This is a genomic window from Streptomyces lomondensis, from assembly GCF_014651035.1.
Classification (GTDB): Bacteria; Actinomycetota; Actinomycetes; order Streptomycetales; family Streptomycetaceae; genus Streptomyces; species Streptomyces lomondensis.
Genome location: NZ_BMWC01000002.1, coordinates 802,363 through 821,864, shown reverse-complemented (window position 1 = coordinate 821,864; position 19,502 = coordinate 802,363). Strand labels below are relative to the sequence as shown.

13 protein-coding genes and 1 pseudogene are annotated in these 19,502 nt (G+C 72.1%); 8 read left to right on the top strand and 6 right to left on the bottom strand.

Annotated features, from left to right (window positions below):
• The first annotated feature begins 13 nt into the window (after positions 1 to 13).
• Positions 14 to 679, top strand: a complete 666-nt coding sequence (locus tag IE255_RS11185; protein ID WP_190050007.1) for a TetR/AcrR family transcriptional regulator — start codon at positions 14 to 16, stop codon at positions 677 to 679.
• Here IE255_RS11185 and IE255_RS11180 read toward each other — a convergent pair.
• The gene (locus tag IE255_RS11180; protein WP_190050006.1) at positions 667 to 1,512 is read right to left on the bottom strand and encodes a MaoC family dehydratase; all 846 of its coding nucleotides are present in this window, start codon (positions 1,510 to 1,512) and stop codon (positions 667 to 669) included. The genes IE255_RS11185 and IE255_RS11180 overlap by 13 nt on opposite strands.
• Positions 1,512 to 2,819 (bottom strand): 3-oxoacyl-ACP reductase, encoded by a 1,308-nt coding sequence (locus IE255_RS11175; RefSeq protein WP_190050005.1) that lies wholly within the window; start codon positions 2,817 to 2,819, stop codon positions 1,512 to 1,514. The genes IE255_RS11180 and IE255_RS11175 overlap by 1 nt, the downstream gene beginning before the upstream one ends.
• A 94-nt stretch (positions 2,820 to 2,913) precedes the next feature.
• On the opposite strand from IE255_RS11175, the gene IE255_RS11170 reads away from it, so the two are divergent.
• From IE255_RS11170 to kstD, 4 genes are all read left to right on the top strand, one after another.
• Positions 2,914 to 4,197 carry an acetyl-CoA C-acetyltransferase gene (locus IE255_RS11170; RefSeq protein ID WP_190050004.1) on the top strand — a complete coding sequence of 428 codons (1,284 nt, stop codon included), beginning with the start codon at positions 2,914 to 2,916 and terminating at the stop codon, positions 4,195 to 4,197.
• A gap of 229 nt (positions 4,198 to 4,426) precedes the next feature.
• Positions 4,427 to 6,346: an AMP-dependent synthetase/ligase gene (locus IE255_RS11165; protein WP_190050003.1), complete on the top strand. Its 1,920-nt coding sequence runs from the start codon at positions 4,427 to 4,429 to the stop codon at positions 6,344 to 6,346.
• Positions 6,347 to 6,481: 135 nt separating this feature from the next.
• Positions 6,482 to 7,573: a sugar ABC transporter substrate-binding protein gene (locus IE255_RS11160; protein WP_190050002.1), complete on the top strand. Its 1,092-nt coding sequence runs from the start codon at positions 6,482 to 6,484 to the stop codon at positions 7,571 to 7,573.
• Positions 7,574 to 7,671: 98 nt separating this feature from the next.
• Positions 7,672 to 9,453: a 3-oxosteroid 1-dehydrogenase gene (gene kstD / locus IE255_RS11155; protein ID WP_190050001.1), complete on the top strand. Its 1,782-nt coding sequence runs from the start codon at positions 7,672 to 7,674 to the stop codon at positions 9,451 to 9,453.
• A 42-nt stretch (positions 9,454 to 9,495) separates the two neighbouring features.
• Here kstD and IE255_RS11150 read toward each other — a convergent pair whose 3' ends face one another.
• The 3 genes from IE255_RS11150 to IE255_RS11140 all read right to left on the bottom strand — a co-directional run bounded on the left by IE255_RS11150 (position 9,496) and on the right by IE255_RS11140 (position 10,829).
• Positions 9,496 to 10,152: a class I SAM-dependent DNA methyltransferase gene (locus tag IE255_RS11150; protein ID WP_190050000.1), complete on the bottom strand. Its 657-nt coding sequence runs from the start codon at positions 10,150 to 10,152 to the stop codon at positions 9,496 to 9,498.
• Between the two features lie 11 nt (positions 10,153 to 10,163).
• Positions 10,164 to 10,502 carry a hypothetical protein gene (locus IE255_RS11145; protein ID WP_190049999.1) on the bottom strand — a complete coding sequence of 113 codons (339 nt, stop codon included), beginning with the start codon at positions 10,500 to 10,502 and terminating at the stop codon, positions 10,164 to 10,166.
• A gap of 123 nt (positions 10,503 to 10,625) precedes the next feature.
• Positions 10,626 to 10,829, bottom strand: a complete 204-nt coding sequence (locus IE255_RS11140; RefSeq protein WP_004984723.1) for a cold-shock protein — start codon at positions 10,827 to 10,829, stop codon at positions 10,626 to 10,628.
• A gap of 319 nt (positions 10,830 to 11,148) precedes the next feature.
• On the opposite strand from IE255_RS11140, the gene IE255_RS11135 reads away from it, so the two are divergent.
• The 3 genes and pseudogenes from IE255_RS11135 (at position 11,149) to IE255_RS11125 (ending at position 14,110) form a co-directional block, all read left to right on the top strand.
• Positions 11,149 to 11,997: a menaquinone biosynthetic enzyme MqnA/MqnD family protein gene (locus IE255_RS11135; protein WP_190049998.1), complete on the top strand. Its 849-nt coding sequence runs from the start codon at positions 11,149 to 11,151 to the stop codon at positions 11,995 to 11,997.
• A gap of 93 nt (positions 11,998 to 12,090) precedes the next feature.
• Positions 12,091 to 12,288 (top strand): annotated as a pseudogene (locus IE255_RS11130) (serine/threonine protein kinase); the annotation flags it as partial.
• Positions 12,289 to 12,568: 280 nt separating this feature from the next.
• Positions 12,569 to 14,110: a transposase gene (locus IE255_RS11125; RefSeq protein WP_229906358.1), complete on the top strand. Its 1,542-nt coding sequence runs from the start codon at positions 12,569 to 12,571 to the stop codon at positions 14,108 to 14,110.
• A 718-nt stretch (positions 14,111 to 14,828) separates the two neighbouring features.
• Here the strand turns inward: IE255_RS11125 and IE255_RS11120 are convergent.
• Complete coding sequence (locus tag IE255_RS11120; protein WP_190049997.1) at positions 14,829 to 19,463, bottom strand: FtsK/SpoIIIE domain-containing protein; 4,635 nt, start codon at positions 19,461 to 19,463, stop codon at positions 14,829 to 14,831.
• Positions 19,464 to 19,502: the final 39 nt, after the last annotated feature.

Genomic DNA, 19,502 nt, shown 5'->3' with positions numbered 1-19,502 from the left:
TACGCTAAGCGGTATGGGTGCCGTGAAGACGAAGCGGATGCCGCGTGCGGTCCGTGAACAGCAGATGCTGGACGCCGCCGTGCGGATCTTCGGCCAACGCGGCTACATGGCCGCGTCGATGGACGAGATAGCCGAACTCGCGGGCGTCTCCAAGCCGTTGGTCTACCTGTACCTGAACTCGAAGGAAGACCTCTTCACGGCCTGCATCCGCCGGGAGGCGGGGGCCCTCGTCGAGGCGGTACGGGCCGGCGTCCGCCGCGACCTGCCCGCCGACCGGCAACTGTGGGAGGGTCTCGGCGCGTTCTTCGCGCACACCGCCGAGAACCCGGACGCCTGGTCGGTCCTGCACCTCCAGGCCCGTACGCACGGCGAGCCGTTCGCCGCCGAGGTCGCCGCGATGCGCGAGGAGATCGTCGCGTTCGTGACGCAGCTGATCCTCGCCGGGGCCCGCGAGGCCCACCGCGACCCCGATCTGCCGGAGCGCGAGGTCGCCGGGCTCGCCGCGGCCCTGGTCGGCGCCGCCGAGTCGCTCGCCGCCTGGGCCAACGCCACCCCGGGCGTCACGGCCCGCCAAGCCGCGGCCACGATGATGAACTTCGCCTGGGCCGGACTCGGCGACCTCATGGCGGACCGGCCCTGGTCACCCCCGGAGGAGCAGCCGGACGCTCAGGTGGGGTAGACGTCCCCCGTCAGGTGGAGCCGGTCCTCCCGGCCGCGCAGTTCGAACCGGCCGTCCTGTGCCGCGTACGTCACCGTCCCGGGCAGCAGCACCGGTGCCTTGAAGTCCGCCCGTACATGGCAGGAGTCCGGCGTGCCGTGCGCGGCGAGGCAGCGGGCCACCGTCCACATGCCGTGCGCGATCGCCCGGGGGAAGCCGAACAGCCGGGCGGTGAGCGGGTGGAGGTGGATCGGGTTGCGGTCCCCGGAGGCGGCTGCATAGCGCCGCCCGACATCCCCGGCGAGCCGCCACTCGGCGACCGCGGGCAGCGGCTTGCGTATCTCCTTGACGGGCGCCTCGCTGGGGCGTTCCGTGCGGTGCCGGGCCAGGTACGTGCTCTTCGACTCCCATACGACGTCCCCGGTGCCGCGCACCTCGGTGACGACCGTGGCCTGGGTGCCGCGGCGGTGGGGGGCCAACTCCTCGACGTGGACGGAGAGTTCGTAGGTGCCCGTCGCCGGCAGCGGCGCGTGCCGCGTGATCGTGATCGACGTGTGGACGAGGCCGAGCAGCGGCAGCGGGAAGTCCCGGCCGCTCATCAGCCGCATGGCCAGGGGGAATCCCAGAACGTGCGGATAGGTCAGCGGCAGCGCGTCCGCTCCGGTCGGGAACCCGCAGACCCGCTCGTACGCCGCCAGCCGCGCGAGGTCGACGCGCAGACCGGGCAGGACGAGCCGGGTGCGGGGGAACTCCGCGTCGGGGGACGGGCGTTTGAAGGGGGACAGCAGGGCGCCACGGGCGAGGAGCGGGGCGAGGGAGGGGGACGCGGTGAGGACGAGCGCGGTGTCGGTCATCAGGCACCCAGCAGACTCTGGCCGCAGACGCGGACGATCTGGCCGTTGACGGCGCCCGAGGCCGGGTGCGCGAGCCAGGCGGTGGTCTCGGCGACGTCGACCGGGAGGCCGCCCTGGGCGAGGGAGTTCATGCGGCGGCCCGCCTCGCGGATGAACAGCGGGATCGCGGCCGTCATCTTCGTCTCGATGAAGCCTGGCGCGACCGCGTTGACCGTCACGCCGTGCTCCGCGAGGGCGCGCGGCGCGAGGGAGCGGACCAGGCCGACGACGCCCGCCTTGCTGGCCCCGTAGTTGGTCTGGCCCGCGTTGCCGGCCAGGCCCGCGATGGAGGCGGTGGCGACGATCGAGCCGCCGCGCTTCAGCGTCCCGGCCTTCAGCAGGGCGTCCGTCGTGCGCAGCACACTCGCCAGGTTCACTTCCAGCACGGAGATCCAGCGCTCGGCCGGCATGTTCACCAGCCGCCGGTCGCGGGTGATGCCCGCGTTGTGGATCAGCAGGTCCAGGCCGTCCGGCAGGGCCTCGGCGATCCGCGCGCCCGCGTCGGCGGCGGTGATGTCGAGGAGCAGGGCGGTGCCGCCGAGCCGGTCGGCGACGCGCCGGGCGTCCTGCCCGGCCTGCGGCACGTCGAGGACGACGACCCGGGCACCCTCCCGGGCGAGCGTCTCGGCGACGGCCTCGCCGATACCGCGGGCGGCGCCGGTGACGAGGGCGGTGCGGCCGGTGAGCGGGCGGGCCCAGTCGACGGGGGTGGTGGTCTCCTGGGGCGGTCCCACCTCGATCACCTGCCCGCTCACGTACGCGGACTTGGGCGAGAGCAGGAACCGGAGCGTGGACTCGGCCGCCGAGGCGTCCGTGAGCCGGACCAGGTTCACGGTCCTGCCCCGGCCGATCTCCTTGCCGAGCGAGCGCGTGAAGCCCTCCAGGGCCTGCTGGGCCGCCGCCTGGTGGTGGTCGGCGGGGTCGAGCGGGGCGCCGAGCACGACCACGCGGCCGCTCGCGGCGATCGACCGTACGACGGGATGCAGGGCGGCGTGGACCTCGGCCAGTCCCTCGACGTCCCGGACCCCGGTCGCGTCCAGGACGACGGCGGCGGCCCGGTCGGAGCCGGCCGGGCCGATGCCCGTACGGGCGAGGACCGGCGGCAGGTCCAGGCCGGAGGTGCCGGCCGTGAGGTGGCGCAGGCCGCCGGCCAGGGCGGGCCGCTCGGGGGACCAGCGGACCAGGGCCGCGGGCTGCGGCAGACCGAGCCGTCGGGTGAGGAAACGGCCCGGCGCGGTACCGGTGAAGCTCAGATAGCGGTCGGCCATGGCGACTCCCGGCTCGGATGACTGTTCGCATTTGCTTACTCTGGAGTAAGGTTACCGGAGGTAAGGCTACGTCACAGGCGAGGAGCAGGTCGAGATGAGCCCCCAGGAGATGTCGGTGCGGCGCGTGGCGGTCATCGGCGGAGCGCGCATCCCCTTCGCCCGCTCCGACGGCCCGTACGCCACCGCCTCCAACCAGCAGATGCTCACCGCCGCCCTGGACGGCCTCGTCGAGCGGTACGGCCTGAAGGAGCCGGGCGCGGTCGGGGAGTTCGTCGCCGGCGCGGTCCTCAAGCACAGCCGCGACTTCAACCTCGCCCGCGAGACCGTCCTCGGCTCCAAGCTCCACCCGCGCACCCCCGCCTACGACATCCAGCAGGCCTGCGGCACCGGCCTCCAGGCCGTCATCGCCGCCGCCAACAAGATCGCCCTCGGCCAGACCGACTCGGCGATCGCGGGCGGCGCCGACACGGCCAGCGACGCGCCCCTGGGCGTCAACGACACCCTGCGCCGCGTCCTGCTGGAGGCCCGCCGGGCGAAGTCGCTGGGTGCGCGCGTGAAGGCCTTGGCGAAGGTGCGCCCGGGCCACCTCGTCCCCGACATCCCGCGCAACGCCGAGCCGCGCACCGGACTGTCCATGGGCGAGCACGCCGCCGTCACGGCCCGCGCCTGGGGCATCGGCCGCGAGGCCCAGGACGAACTGGCCGCGACCAGCCACCAGCGGCTGGCGGGGGCGTACGAACGCGGCTTCTTCCAGGACCTGGTGGTCCCCTTCCGGGGCCTCGCCCGCGACCAGAACCTGCGCCCCGGCTCGACCGTGGAGAAACTCGCCACGCTGAAGCCGGTGTTCGGGCTCGACCACCCCGACCCCACGATGACGGCGGGGAACTCGACGCCGCTGACGGACGGTGCCGCGACCGTCCTGCTGGCGAGCGAGGAGTGGGCCCGGGAACGCGGCCTGGAGCCGCTGGCGTACCTCACGGCGTACGAGACGGCGGCCGTCGACTTCGTGGGCGGCGATGTCGCCGGTGGCGAGGACGGGCTGCTCATGGCACCGGCGTACGCGGTCCCGCGCCTGCTGGAGCGGGCCGGGCTGGGCCTGGCCGACTTCGACCTCGTCGAGATCCATGAGGCGTTCGCCTCCCAGGTGCTGGCGACGCTCGCCGCCTGGGAGAAGCGGGGGCTCGGCACGGTGGACCGCGCCCGGCTGAACGTCGCCGGCTCCTCCCTCGCCACCGGCCACCCCTTCGCCGCCACCGGCGCCCGGATCGTCGCCACGCTGGCCAAGCTGCTGGCCGAACGGGACGCGCCCGCCCGGGGGTTGATCTCCGTGTGCGCTGCGGGCGGACAGGGGGTGACGGCCGTCCTGGAGCGGGCCTGAGCGCCCCGGTGAACCGAACCTGAAAGACCCTCACATAACCCCCGAGAATGCACAGGCCCGGCTCCGGACCATCCCCGAACCCGCACAAACCCGCCACGTGAGCGCCGTACGATCCCCTTCCTGCCGTCACCAACCCCTTTCTGGGGGTTCAGCCGGTTGAGCGCCTCGGCGTGCGAGGCACGTACGTCATGCAGCAAGCAGTCAGCGCTGCACGCCCCAGGAGCCGCCCGTGTCCACTGCGTATCCCTCCTCCGCCTACGGCGACGTGTACGGCGGACCGGTGCTGGTCGCGCCCGAGGTCCGGCGCCTGGACGGGGTCGTGCGGGAGGCGTCCGTGCCGCCGCTGGCGCCGCCGTGGACGCACGGGTCGCTCGCCGACCTGCCGTTCGACAACGCGGGCGCGGACCCGGGCGCCGTGGCGCTCAGCCGCAAGGACGCCGACGGGCGCTGGAGCGACGTCACGGCGGCCCAGTTCGCCGGCCAGGTGATGGCCGTGGCGAAGGGAATGATCGCCGAGGGGCTGATGCCGGGCGACCGGATCGCGGTGATGGCCCGGACGATCTACGAGTGGACGGTCCTGGACTTCGCCGCGTGGGCGGCCGGCCTGGTCACCGTCCCCGTCTACCCCACGTCCTCCGTCTTCCAGGCCCGCTGGATCCTCCAGGACTCCGGCGCGGTCGCCCTGGTCACCGAGACGGCCGGGCAGGCCGCCGCCCTCGGCCCGGAGCGGGAGCGGCTGCCCGACCTCAAGCACGTGTGGGTCGTGGAGAAGGGCCACGTGGACCGGCTCGCGGAGGCCGGCGCGCATCTGACCGACCCGGAGGTGGAGGTGCGGCGCGGCATGCTCGGCCCCGACACCCTCGCCACCCTCGTCTACACCTCGGGCACCACGGGCCGCCCCAAGGGCTGCGCGCTCACCCACGGCAACTTCTTGGCCGAGGTCGACAACGCCATCGAGCTGCTCTACCCCGTCTTCCGGGCCAGGACCAGCGAAGAGGCCTCCGTCCTGCTGTTCCTGCCCATGTCCCACGTCTTCGGCCGCATGGTGGCGATCGCCTGCGTCCGGGCCCGGGTCCGGCTGGGGCACGCGCCGAGCATCAAGGCCGAGCACCTGCTGCCGGACCTGGCGAGCTTCCGGCCGACCTGCCTGCTGGCCATCCCGTACATGCTGGAGAAGGTCTTCAACTCCGCCCGCGCCAAGGCCGAGGCGGGCGGCCGGGTGACCTCGTTCGACCGCGCGGTGTCGGTGGCGCGGCGCTACGGCGAGGCGATGGAGGCCCGGCAGACCGGCACGGGCCCCGGCCCCTCCCGCGCCCTCAAGGCCGCCCGCGTCTTCTACGACCCGCTCGTCTACCGCCGCATCCGCAACGCCATGGGCGGCAGGGTCCGCTACGCCATCTGCGGCGGCTCACCCCTCGGCCGCCGCCTCGCCGCCTTCTACGCTGGCGCCGGCATCGAGATCTTCGAGGGCTACGGACTGACGGAGACCACCGGCGCGTCGACCGTCACCCCGCCCCTCAAACCCCGCCTGGGCACGGTCGGCTGGCCGCTGCCCGGCACCCGCGTGCGCATCGCCGCCGACGGCGAGATCCTCGTCGCCGGCGACCACGTCCTGCGCGGCTACTGGGACCCCCAGGCCGGCGGCGTCGTCCCCGCCGCCCCCGACGGCTGGCTCGCCACCGGCGACATCGGCGAACTGGACGACGAGGGCTACCTGACCATCACCGGCCGCAAGAAGGAAATGCTGATCACCGCGGGCGGCAAGTCCGTCGCCCCGGCGCCCCTGGAGAACTGGCTGCGCGCCCACCCGCTGATCTCCCAGTGCCTCGTCCTGGGCGACGGCCGCCCCTACGTCTCCGCGCTGATCACCCTCGACGAGGCCGGCGTCAGCCACTGGCGCCGCATGAACGGCAAACACCCCGTCCCGCCCCGACTCCTCCTCGACGACGAGGAACTCCGCGCCGTCCTCCAACGCGCCGTCGACGAGGCCAACAAGATGGTCTCCCGCCCCGAGTCCATCCGCCGCTTCGCCATCCTCCCCGAGGACTTCACCGAGGAGGCGGGCCACCTGACCCCGTCGATGAAACTCCGCCGCGAGGCGGTCCTGCGCACGTACGCGGCGGAGGTGGAGGGGCTGTACGCGCGGTGAGGCACCTTTGCGAGGTCTTCACACGCGGTTCTTGACGGCGCAAGGTGTCTGCCCCTTGGCTTTCAGCCACCTCGTCGCGATGCTCCCCCACGGAAGGCACCACCAGTGAAAGCGCGTAACACCCGTCGGACCGCTGTGCGCCCCGTCGCGATAGCCCTGGCGGTCTCCGTGTCGGCCCTGTCCCTCGCCGCGTGCGGTGACGGCGGGAGTGACGACGCCACCGTGAAGAAGGGCAACGACATCACGGTCGGCCTGCTGCTGCCCGACCGGGACACGGCCCGCTTCGAGAAGTTCGACTACCCGCTCATCAAGCAGGAGATCGCCTCCCTCACCGAGAACAAGGGCAAGGTCCGCTACGCCAACGCCCAGGCGAGCGTCTCCAGACAGAGCCGACAGTTCCGGCAGATGATCGAGGACAGGGTGGACGTCATCCTCGTCGACGCGCTGAACTCCAAGGCCATCGCCCCGGACGTGCGGAAGGCCAAGGACGCCGGCATCCCGGTCGTCGCCTACGACCGGCTCGCCGAGGGCCCGATCGACGCCTACGTCTCCCACGACAACGAACTCGTCGGGCAGGTACAGGCCCGCGCCATCCTCGGGGAACTCGGCGAGAAGGCCCAGAACAGCAAGGTCGTCATGATGAACGGCGACCCCGCCGACCCCAACACGGCACGCTTCAAGAGCGGCGCGCTCGGCGAACTCCAGGGCCAGGTCGACATCGTCCAGCAGTACGACACCAAGGAGTGGAAGCCCGCGATCGCCAAGGCGAACATGGAGAAGGCGATCAAGACCGTCGGGCTGGACAACATCGACGCCGTCTACTCGGCCAACGACGGCATGGCGGGCGCCGTCATCGAGGCACTGGAGGAGGCGGGCGCCACCAAGCTGCCCCCGGTGACCGGGCAGGACGCGAACCTGGACGCCGTGCAGCGGGTCGTGTCGGGGGAGCAGTACATGACCGTGTACAAGTCCTTCCTGCTGGAGGCGACCAACGCCGCGAAGATCGCCGTGGCGAAGGTCCAGGGCCGCTCGATCGAGTTCGCCGCGCTGACCCGGGAGACGGTCGACAGCCCCACGCAGAAGAACATCCCGGCGATGCTCGTGCCGGTGGTCGCCCTCACCAAGGACAACATCAAGGAGACGGTGATCACGGACGGCGTGTACACCGTGAAGGACATCTGCACCCCGAAGTACAAGGCGGACTGCGCGGCGATCGGCCTGGAGTAGGCCGGGCCGGCTCCACCCGGACAAGGGCCTTGACTTCACAAGACCCCCGCGCGACATTCCCCACCCCTCTCACGTTCCCGAGCCGGGCTGGAGTCGCCATGACCACAGGCACGAACCCCGCGGAGACCTCCGGAGCCCCGTCCCGAAGACGACTGCTGGCCGGTGCCGCCGGGGCCGGGCTCGCGGTCGCCGCGGGAGTCCGGCAGGGCGCCCACGCCGCCGACTTACGCCCGCTCGGCACGTACGACGTCGTCGTCATCGGGTCCGGCGCCGCCGGGATGACCGCCGCGCTGACCGCGGCGCGGCACGGCCTGAGCTGCGTCGTCCTGGAGAAGGCGCCGACCTTCGGCGGGTCGGCCGCCCGCTCCGGCGCCGGGATCTGGATCCCGAACAACCCGGTGATCCTGGCGGCCGGCGTCCCGGACACCCCCGCCAAGGCCGCCGCCTACCTCGCCGCGGTCGTCGGCCCGGACGTCCCCGCCGACCGGCAGCGCGCCTTCCTCACCCACGGCCCGGCGGCGATCTCCCTCGTCATGGCCCACAGCCCCCTGCGCTTCCGCTGGATGGAGGGCTACAGCGACTACTACCCCGAGCTGCCCGGCGGCCTCCCGAACGGCCGCTCCATCGAACCCGACCAGCTCGACGGCACGGTCCTCGGCGCCGAACTGGCCCGTCTGAACCCGCCGTACATGGACGTCCCCGCCGGCATGGTCGTCTTCGGCGCCGACTACAAGTGGCTCGCCCTGGCCGCCGTGAACGCCCGGGGCGCCGCGGTCGCCGCCCAGTGCCTCGCGCGGGGCGCGAAGGCGGCGGCACTCGGGCAGAAGCCCCTGACCATGGGCCAGGCCCTGGCGGCGGGCCTGCGCGCGGGGCTCGCCTCCGCCGGGGTGCCGGTGTGGCTGAACACCCCTCTGACGGACCTGCACGTCGAGAACGGCACCGTCACCGGTGCCGTCGTCACCCGCGACGGCACCCCCGGCCTGGTCCGCGCCCGCCGGGGCGTGATCGTCGGCTCCGGCGGCTTCGAGCACAACGCGGCGATGCGCGAACGCTTCCAGCGGCAGCCCATCGGCACGGACTGGACGGTCGGCGCCAAGGAGAACACCGGCGACGGCATCCGGGCGGGGGAACGCCTCGGCGCGGCCCTCGACCTGATGGACGACGCGTGGTGGGGCCCGGCGATCCCGCTCCCCGGCCGGCCGTACTTCTGCCTCGCCGAACGCACGCTGCCCGGCGGGCTCCTGGTCAACGCCTCGGGCCGGCGCTTCGTCAACGAGGCCGCCCCCTACGGCGACGTCGTCCACACCATGTACGACGTCCACGGCACGGACCCGGCGATCCCGTCCTGGCTGATCGTCGACCAGAACTACCGCAACCGGTACCTCTTCAAGGACATCGCCCCGACGCTGCCGCTGCCCGCCGAGTGGTACGACTCCGGCGCCGCGCACCAGGCCTGGACCCTGGACGCCCTGGCCGCGTCGATCGGCGTCCCTCCGGCCGCCCTGCGCACCACGGTCGACCGCTTCAACACGCTCGCCCTGCGCGGCGAGGACCTCGACCACCAGCGCGGCGACAGCGCCTACGACCACTACTACACGGACCCGTCGGTCCTCCCCAACTCCTGCCTGGCCCCTCTCTGGCTCCCGCCCTACCACGCCTTCCGCATCGTCCCCGGCGACCTCGGCACCAAGGGCGGCCTCCGCACGGACGCCCGCGCCCGCGTGCTGCGCGAGGACGGCTCGGCGATCCCGGGCCTGTACGCCGCGGGCAACGCGAGCGCGGCGGTGATGGGCCACAGCTATGCGGGCGCGGGGTCGACGATCGGGCCGGCGATGACGTTCGGGTACATCGCGGCGAGGGATGTCGCGGGGGGTTCGTAGGGGGTTCGTAGAGGGAGAGGGGGAGGGGCCAGGACAGCGGACCTAGGCGGCCACCGGCGGCTTGCGGGCCACGAGGAACGCCTGGGGGGTCGGTTCGCCGAGGGTCTCGTCGGGCTCTCGTCCCATTTGTGCCCGCAGGGCGAACCCGGCGGCTGCCAGCAGCTCGGCGACCCGCTCCGGACGGCGTCGGCGGAAGTCCAGGGCCACCTGGTGCCCGAAGGCCTCCTCGTAGCGGCGGGGCTCGTCGCCGGCCTGGAAGGCGAGGAGCAGATGGCCCCCGGGCCGCAGGACCCGGCCGAACTCGGCGAAGACGTCCGGCAGCCGGTCCAGCGGGGTGTGGATGGTCGAGTACCAGGACACGACACCGTCGAGCGAGCCGTCGGGCAGGTCCAGCTCCAGCATCGAGCCCTGCGCGAACCGCAGCCCGGGGTGCTCGCGGCGGGCGATCGCGAGCATCGACTCCGACAGGTCCAGGCCGAAGACGGACAGCCCCCGGGACGCGAGGTATCCCGTCACCTCGCCGAGCCCGCACCCGAGATCGGCGACCTCGCCCCCCGCACCGACGAGCTCCGCGAAACCGGCCAGCAGGCCCCGCTCCAGCGGCGTGGCCGCGAGGTAGTTCCGGAAGTGCCGGGCGTAGTCCTCGGCCACGGTGTCGTAGAAGGTGCGGGTGTCGGTGAGGAAGTCGGCGTGGGTCATGGGCCCGGAGCTTATTGGCCGGGGGTGTCTCCTCGGCTCTCGGGCGTCGGTCCGTCTTCTTGGCCGTCGGGTTTCGGTCCGTTCCCGGGGCCTTGGGGCGTCGGCCCGTTCCCGTGGCCCTCGCGCCCCTGTCCGACGCTGAGAGCCGCCCCGATACCCGCCCCCGCACCGATCGCCGTGCCCAGACCCATGCCCAGGGCGAGCCCCAGGCCCATGTTGTCGAAGACGGTCATACCGAGCACCAGCCCGACCGCCGTGCCGAGCGCGAGGCCGGACGACAGGCCGGTCGCGAGGCGGCTGTTCCCGGGCGGGACGCTGGGGGAGCCGCTGTTCTCTTCGCTGTTCCGCATCCGAACATTCTCCCGGTCTGACCACCGGGGAGAAGAATTCGCCAAGAATTCACGAAGGGGTGCGGCCGGGAAAAGGCAGGAGCCCCGCCGCCTGACGGCGCGGGGCTCCTTGGGTACTGCTTATCAGACCGGCGTGACGTTCTCAGCCTGCGGGCCCTTCGGACCCTGCGTGACGTCGAAAGACACCTGCTGGTTCTCCTCGAGGGACCGGAATCCGGTCGCATTGATCGCGGAGTAGTGGACGAAGACGTCGGGGCCGCCGCCCTCCTGGGCGATGAAACCAAAGCCCTTTTCGGCGTTGAACCACTTAACGGTTCCGGTAGCCATAAGCCCTCCTTGGGCCCAAAAGGGTTGCCCTGCTCCAGAACCAGCAAGTGTGAAGAGAATTCCGCACAAGTGCATATGTCTGTGAATGACGAGAGCCCGCGGTCACATGCTCCGCAGGCTCTGTACTGCAAGGGAAACCAAACTGCAACTTGCGACGAGCCTAGCACGCGGAGACCGGAATGCAATAGGGGTCAAGATCACGTCACCCGAATGTTTGAACATCCCCGGCCGACTGGCGGTGAAGGCGCATGAGGCCGGCTCGCGCGCCGACAGCGGGGCCGCGCGCCGCCCCGTACGCCGTGAGGGCTAGCCTCACGACGTGGACAATCCTCGCACCCGGCCGCGCGTCGGCCACATCCAGTTCCTGAACTGCCTGCCCCTGTACTGGGGGCTGGCGAGAACGGGCACGCTCCTCGACTTCGAGCTCACCAAGGACACCCCGGAGAAGCTCAGCGAGAAGCTGGTGCAGGGCGATCTCGACATCGGTCCGATCACCCTGGTCGAGTTCCTCAAGCACGCGGACGACCTGGTCGCCTTCCCCGACATCGCCGTCGGCTGCGACGGCCCGGTGATGTCGTGCGTGATCGTCTCGCAGGTCCCCCTGGACCGGCTGGACGGCGCCCGCGTCGCCCTCGGGTCGACCTCCCGCACCTCCGTCCGCCTCGCCCAGCTGCTCCTCGCCGAGCGCTACGGCGTCCAGCCGGACTACTACACCTGCCCGCCCGACCTCAGCCTGATGATGCGGGAGGCCGAGGCCGCCGTCCTCATCGGCGACGCGGCGCTGCGGGCGAACATGCTCGACGGGCCGCGCTTCGGGCTGGAGGTGCACGACCTGGGGGCGCTGTGGAAGGAGTGGACGGGCCTGCCGTTCGTCTTCGCGGTCTGGGCGGCGCGCCGGGACTACCTGGAGCGTGAGCCGGTCCTCACCCGCCGGGTGCACGAGGCCTTCCTCGACTCCCGCAACCTCTCCCTCGAAGAGGTCGGCAAGGTCGCCGAGCAGGCCGCCCGCTGGGAGGCCTTCGACGAGGCGACCCTCGCCCGGTACTTCACGACCCTCGACTTCCGCTTCGGCGGCCCGCAGCTGGAGGCCGTCGCCGAGTTCGCGCGGCGCGTCGGCCCGACGACCGGGTTCCCGGCGGACGTGAAGGTGGACCTGCTCCAGCCGTGAGCGGGGCACTGCTCCGGCACTACGCTGCTGGGGAGTGCGCGCGTACGGGGGCCGGCGAGGGCCTGCGCGCGCCCACGGGGGAGGGGTGACGCCATGCGGCCGCTCGACGTCGACGAACCCACGGTCGTGGGGCCCTACCGGCTGCTCGGCCGGCTGGGCTCCGGCGGCATGGGCCGGGTCTACCTGGGCCGCAGCGCAGGGGGCCGTACGGTCGCGGTGAAGATCGTGCACCCGCACTTCGCGCTGGACGACGAGTTCCGGGCCCGGTTCCGGCGCGAGGTCGACGCCGCATGACGTCCACGGGCGTGTCGATCGGCCCGGCCCCCACGACCGTCCACCTCACGCCGGTCGGCGACGATCTCCAGTACCGCTCGGATAGCGAGGAGTCGGGACGTCCTCAGGCTCCCGCGTTTCCTTCGGGATCGTAGTGATTGGTCATCGGTTGGCGTCATGCCGTGTGTCCGGAACTGGTGGCGGTGTCGTGTGTGAGTGCGTGGTTCGAATGCGTGACCTTTTCGCGGGGGTGTCGTTGATCGGATGACAGCACCACGCATGGGGAAGGGGGGTGCGGGTGAGCCGGAGACTGCCGCTGGGCGAGGGCGAGACGGCCCGCACCGCTTGTGCCCCTGGCCTGTTGCGTTGCGGGGTGGAGGAGAAGACCGGGCAGGTCCTCACCGCGGCGGTGCTGGCGAAGCGGGTGGGCTGGGCCGCTGATCTGGTGTCCGGGATGGCCGCCGAACTGCTGGCCGAGCACTGGAATGCCGCCGACGTGGATGCGCTGGCTTCGGGTGTGGATGCCGGGGGCCGGGCGCTGCCGTCGAAGGCGTGGATGGCGCTGCGCCGTCTGGGCTGGACCGCCGCACCGCCTGGGGGCTTGCGGGTCAACGACCGGATCGTGCGGATGGCCCAGGAGCAGGCCGGGCGCCTGCTTCGGTCGGTGAAGTGGCGGGCCGATGTGACCACCGCAGTCCTGAAGACGTGGCCCGCCGAACCCGGCAAGCGCACTGCGCGGGAGTGGGACGCCGTCCGCGAGGCCATCCCCGGCGGCCGGGACCTGCCCTCCGGCGTCATCACCTCCCGCACCCGGCAGATCGCCGCCTTCCAGCACAAGCACGGCCGGCTGCCGGCCGGCGTGTTCGAGCTGGAGGCCGCACCCCACAGTGCGGGGATGCTGTTGCTGTCCGCGTGTGACCGGCAGCAGGCCACGATCGGGCGCGGGGATGATCCGGGCCGGGCGCTGCTGCGGTTGCAGCTGCCCACCCGTCCCGACCCGCAGTTGTACAAGGACTGGACGTGGGTGGCATGCCCCATCGCGCTGCCGCCGACGATCCCGCCCGGCGCGCTGCTGCACCTGCCCACCCTGCGCGTGCACGGGGGCGGGGTGCGAGTGGATCTGGCCTACACCCATGCCGTGCCGAAGGCCCGGCGCAGCGGGCACACGGTCGCGCTCGGTGTGGACTGGGGGCTGAACACACTGCTCAGCGCGGGCGCGGTGCGCCTGCACGACGACGGGCGCATCACGGCTCTCGGGGCCGGGAGCATGTTCCGGGCGGCCGGTGTCCTGGCCAAACAGCACCGCCTGCGCCGCGAGAGCGAGCACCTGCACGCCAAGACCGACCACTACCAGCGGCTCATCGCCCAAGCCGACACGCACCCGCTGACCGGCAAGCACGCCATCCTCGCCGACGAGATCCAGCGCGTGGCCGCCCGCCGCTCGAACCTCAACGACACCCTGGCCTCATCCGCCGCCCGCTGGACGGTCGACCAGGCCCTCACCGCCGGCGCGAGCGTGATCTACGTCGAAGACCTCCGCTCCATGGAGGCCCGCCACATGGGCCGCACCCTGAACACCCGCCTCTCCCAGCAGGTACGCGGGAAGATCGTCGAACGGATCCGGCACCTGGCCGCCGAGACGGGCATCGCCGTGGTCACCGTCCCGGCCCGGAACACCTCCCGGCACTGCCCCCGCTGTCTCGTCCCGCTGCGCCACCGCAAAGCCCCCGACCGGCCCACCACACCGGCTGGAAATGGGCCCTGTGCCCGAACCGGGACTGCGGCTGGCAGGGCGACCGCGACACTGGAGCATGGCAGCGTATCGCCGCCCGCGGCCTGACTCACCAGACCAAGACCGCCACCGACCGCACCAGCGGCGCGATGGCTATCCGCAGCGTGGTCGACCGGCTCGAAGCCACCGCCGTGATCACCCCGGCCACCGTCCAGACCCGTCGGCAGGACCGGTCCAAGACCGGCCCCACCCGGCGCCGCACCACACGCCCCGCGCCCAGGCGACGCAGGGCACCCTCCCCCACCGGCCCAAGCGGTCCGGCGGGCAAGCGTCCGGAGGGACACGCACCCACGGGCCGGAGACGGCTGCCCCGTGCAGCTCACCGGTACCAGGGCGTGACGACGATCAGCACATCCACCACCAGCCGACACCGGCCACGAGGCGCAGCACTGGGCGCAGGCTTCCACCTCCACGCCCACGCCACCCCTCCACGGTGGACACCACCCATGCCAGACACCACGTCCTGCATAGGATCACTTAGCTGATTAGAGACGCTCGGATGTCGAAGGTCCGGTAGAGGACCGACCGCCGTACTTGACGAGTACGGGAAGTGGACATGCACCCAGCACGAGCCGCCCTGGCTGTAGCAGCCGTAGTCCCAATCGCGGCGCCGTTTGGGCCGGATGGTCGTGCCGATCACCCCGGCGACCAGGTACCCCGCAGCCAGCCCGGGCAGCGAACCGACCACCCCGGCCGGTGCTCGTACCGCAGGGCGGCCCCCGCCGCCTTCCTCCGCTTCGGCTTCGCCGAACCCCCGCTCAACGCCTCATCCCGGCACCACGACCGTACGCAGCTCCCCGTCCCCGAGGTGCAGCATGCCCTTGCCGGGGGCGACCTGGCCGCCGACCATGCTGCGGGACAGGCGCACGCCGATGAGGTCGCCGCTGGAGGACTCCTGCGGGGAGAGCAGGATGCCGCGGCGGGCCTTCTTCGCATCGACCTGCCAGCCGGAGAAGCCGCTGCACACGTCCTCCTCGTCACCGGCGATGACCAGGGCGAGGCCGCGCTCGGCGCCCCGCGAGACCAGCTTCTTCAGCTGGCTCTCCGCGTCGCAGTCCTCCAGGATCTCGCCGTCGTCGACGAGGACCGCGATCGGCTCCTCCAGGGACGCCTGGTCGATCAGCTCCTCGAACTCGTCCTCGTCGATGTCGTCGCCGGTGAAGACCTTCAGGACGCCGTCCGTGCCGTCGAGTTGGCGCAGCGGGGACTGGCGCGGCGCCGCGATCACCAGGCGCGTGCCCTGGGACAGGAACGAGTGGGCGAAGTTCAGCAGGACCGTCGAGCGGCCCGACTTGGCCGGGCCCGCGACGACGAACGCCGGTACGCCCTGCGCCAGATCGGGGCCGAAGCCGATGATCTCGTCGCCGCCGATGCCGACCAGGCCCCACAGGCGCGAGCGGGACAGGTCCGGGTCGCGCAGCTCCCACGCCTCCGGGAAGGAGATACGGCTGGGCAGGCTGTCCACACGGAACGGGCGGCGCGTGCGCGGCACGGACGCGTCCCGGGCCGCGGCGGCCTCTCCGATCGCGGCGAGCGCGGCGGCCTGGCCCTGCCCGCTGGTGTCCTCGGCGAGCAGCGCGAACTGCGTCTCCGTACCGAACTCGTTGCGGAAGGCCCGCCCCGGCGGGATCTCCTCCGGCACCTTGCGCGCCGGGATGCCGAGCGCCGAGAAGTCGCTGCGGTCGGCCAGCCGCAGACCGTACTTGTCCTCGGTGAGGGTCGCGATACGGCCGACCAGGAGGGTCCGGTCGCCGGTGAGGACCAGATGGATGCCGACGCTCGCGCCCTCGCGCATCATCGTCTGCAACTCGTCCGTAAGCGAACCGTGGTCGATCTCGCCGAGCGTGGGCACCCAGCCCTCCCAGCGGTCCAGCAGCACGACGATGTGCGGCAGCCGCTCGTCCTCGGAGACCGAGGCCCGCTGCTCGCCGATGTCCGCGAAGCCCTTGTCCGCCAGCAGGTCCTGGCGGCGGCCCATCTCGCCCTTGAGCCGGTTGACGAGCCGCACGACCCGCTCGGTCTGGTTGCGGCCGACGACCGCGCCGCAGTGCGGCAGCCGGGTCAGCGCGTTGAGCGCGCCGTTGCCGCAGTCGATGCCGTAGAGGTGCACGTCGGCGACGGAGTGGGTGCGGGCGATCGAGCCCGCCAGCGTGCGCAGCACCTGGGAGCGGCCGCTGCGCGGCGCACCGCCGATCATCAGATGGCCGAAGGACGAGAAGTCCACGACGACCGGGCGGCGGGACTGGCTGGCGGGCAGGTCCTCGATGCCGTACGGGGCCGGCGGCAGCTTGCCGGCGCCGCCCGCGAACGCCGGCACCTCGATCTCGTCCAGCAGCAGCGTCTCGTCGAGGGCCGGCAGCCACGGGCTGTGCTGGGGCGGGATGCCGAGCGAGCGGTTGGCGTCGCGGATGGTGTCGACGAGGACCTTCAGGTCGGTGATCTCCTCGTCCTCACGGGCCTCCGCCTTGGGCTTGGCCAGCGCCGCCCGGCCCAGGTCCTCCCAGGTCAGCGGGCCCACCCAGGGCATCAGCACGGCCGGGTCGGCGGCACCGGGCCGGCGGCCACCGACGCGTCCCGACTGGAAGGGGACCAGGGAGGCGTGCCCGAGGCGGGCGTAGGCGCGGCCCGGGGTGCTCTTGGAGATGTGCCCGGCCTCCGGCGAGTCGATGACGTCGGTCGACTCGCCGCCGTCCGTCACACGCAGCGCGATACGGAGGTTGGTGTTGGCGCGGATCTCGGGGGAGACGACGCCGGACGGCCGCTGCGTGGCGAGCAGCAGGTGAATGCCGAGGGACCGGCCACGCTGGGCGATGTTCACGAGGCCCGTCACGAAGTCGGGCAGGTCACGCACCATCGAGGCGAACTCGTCGATGACGATGAGCAGCCGGGGCACCGGCTGGTGCGAAGGATCCCGGCGCACCAGATCCTGGTAGTCCTCGATGTCCTTGGCGTCGGCGGCGGCCAGGATGTGCTCGCGCCGGTGCAGCTCGGCGCCCAGCGACTCCAGGGCGCGTTCCACCAGGTGGGCGTCGAGGTCGGTCACCATGCCGACGGTGTGCGGCAGATGGACGCAGTCCTTGAACGCCGCGCCGCCCTTGTAGTCGACCAGCACGAACGTCATGTTCTCGGGCGTGTTCGCCACGGCCAGCGCCGCCACGATGGTCTGCAGCAGCTCCGACTTACCCGAACCGGTCGTACCGGCGATGAGACCGTGCGGCCCGTCCTTGCGGATGTCGATCCCGAACGGACCGTCGTACGACTCACCGATGACGGCCAGCGTCGACTGCCCGCCCATCCGCCAGCGCGCCACGATCGCGTCGCTCGTCGGCGGCTCCAGCTGGAGCACGTCCAGCAGCCGGCTGGAGGCGGGCAGGGCCGAGTCCTCGGTCTCACCGCTGATGTCACGCAGTGGCGACAGCGACCGGGCGAGCCGCAGGCACCAGGCCGGGGAGACGAAGTCGGGCCGTACGTCCTTCAGCCGCTCGGCACCCGCCTCCTCCACCCGCAGCCGCAACCGCTCGGTACGGCCGGCCTGTTCGGGCTGCTGCGCGGTGGTGTGCCAGGCCTGGAAGGAGGGGAAACCGCCGGCGACCTGCTGGGCCTGCTGCACCTGCCGGTCGGGCTCGTGCTCCTCGGGCTTCGGCTCGGCGACGACGTAGGCCTGGCACTCGCCGGGCAGGAACCGCTCCTCGGCGTCGAGGCAGATGGCGAACATGGACACGGAGGGTCCTTCGCGCAGCAGCCGTACGACGCCGGGGAGGGACCTGAGCCGCCGCGACCCGTCCCACACCACGACGATGTCGGGATCGCTGAAGCTCGAACCGCCCTGCGACTTGTTCTGCTCGGCGGCCTTCTTCCGCGCGTCGAGGATCTGCGTCAGCTCGCCGATGCGGGCGCCGACGGTCTCGGCGTCGGTCCCGATGAGCGCGTTGACGTCCTGCCCGCCGGACGGCCGGGCGTGCGGCAGCCAGCGCACCCAGTCCCAGGACTCCTGCGCGGCGTTCTCGCTCAGCACGTAGAACTGCACGTCCATCGGGCTGTGCAGGGCGGCGGTCTGCGCGACGGCCCACCGCCCGAGGGCCCGGGCGGAGTCCCCCGGCCCGGCCATGCCGACGACCCCGAGGGTGCGCAGGTGCAGCGCGACCGGGGCGTCCTCGATCTTCCAGGTCACCTGCCGGCGGTGGTCGTCCTGCTCGGGGTCGTCGAGCACGACCTCGGAGGGCAACTGCCCGGTCCCGACACGGAGGAGGAGATGGTCGCGGTCGGTACGCCGCCGTTCCCAGAGACGGGTCCGCGGCCCCGTGCCCAGGGCGAGAACAGTGGCGGGGTCGGGTATGGCGTGCCGCCGGTCGTTCCGCTCGGTGACGAGGGCGTCCTGCGCGTCCTTCTCGATCCGCTCCTTCTGCTCCTCGTACTCCTTGACCTGCTTGGCGTGGGACTTACGCCCGTGCTTCTTGTCGTTGTAGTAGTTCGCGAAGAGCAGGAACGGGCTCAGCGCCGCCATGATCAGGTAGTACCAGCGCTGGAAGATCATCACTGATACGACGGCACCGACGAGCGGCGTCAGCGCCATCAGCCACGGCAGCGGCCGGGCCTCGTACTCGCGAGGCGGCGACGGCAGCCGGAAGTTGGTCTGCCGCTCGGGGGGACGCAGCCGCGGGGGACGGTTGTAGTCCAGCCCGATACCGTCGTCGGACCACTTGAGGGCGGCGTTCGGGGGCGTGTAACGGGTGAGCTCGAGAAGGGTGTTGCCGATCCCGATCTGAGCCCCGAGGGGCCACTCGGAACCCCCGCCCTTCTTCTCCTCTTTCTTCTCCTGCTTCTTCTCCTGCCCCTTCTTCTTACTGCTGCCCTGCTCCTCTGCTTCCTCGTCGGCGAGGGACTTGCCGTCGAGGGTGACGTGCTCTTTGTCCATATGGACGGCGACCTGGCAGGTGCCGTCGGTGGCGACGGAGAGGGTGAGGGCCCGGGCGTCGACCTCGGGATCGTCGATCCGGACGTACGACGCCGCCCCGCTGCCGATGTCGTAGCGCCCGACGCCGAGCCGGTGCACGAACCCGGCGGCGGGCCCGCCCACGACACGCAACTCGACCAGACCGGTGGGCTCACCGGGCAGACACCCGGACGGATCCTGAAGGCTGACGACGGCGCCCTCGCGCAGGGGCGATCCGACGACGGTGGCGTTCGGATCGACGGCGTACCCGTCCACGTACACGAGGGGCGCGTTGTTGGCCGGAGCCTGCCGGTGCTGCCCGAGCGGGATGATCTGCGCCCCGCTGTGCCCGACCTGCTTGGCCAGCTCCAGGGCGATGTCCCCCACGGTGGACTCAGGATCGGCATCGAGCACGACGTCGGCGGTGCCACCGCCGTACGGGTCGACGACGGTCAGAGTCAGGCGCACGACTAGTCCTCCCCGTGCCACTGGGCCGGTGTGGCCTCT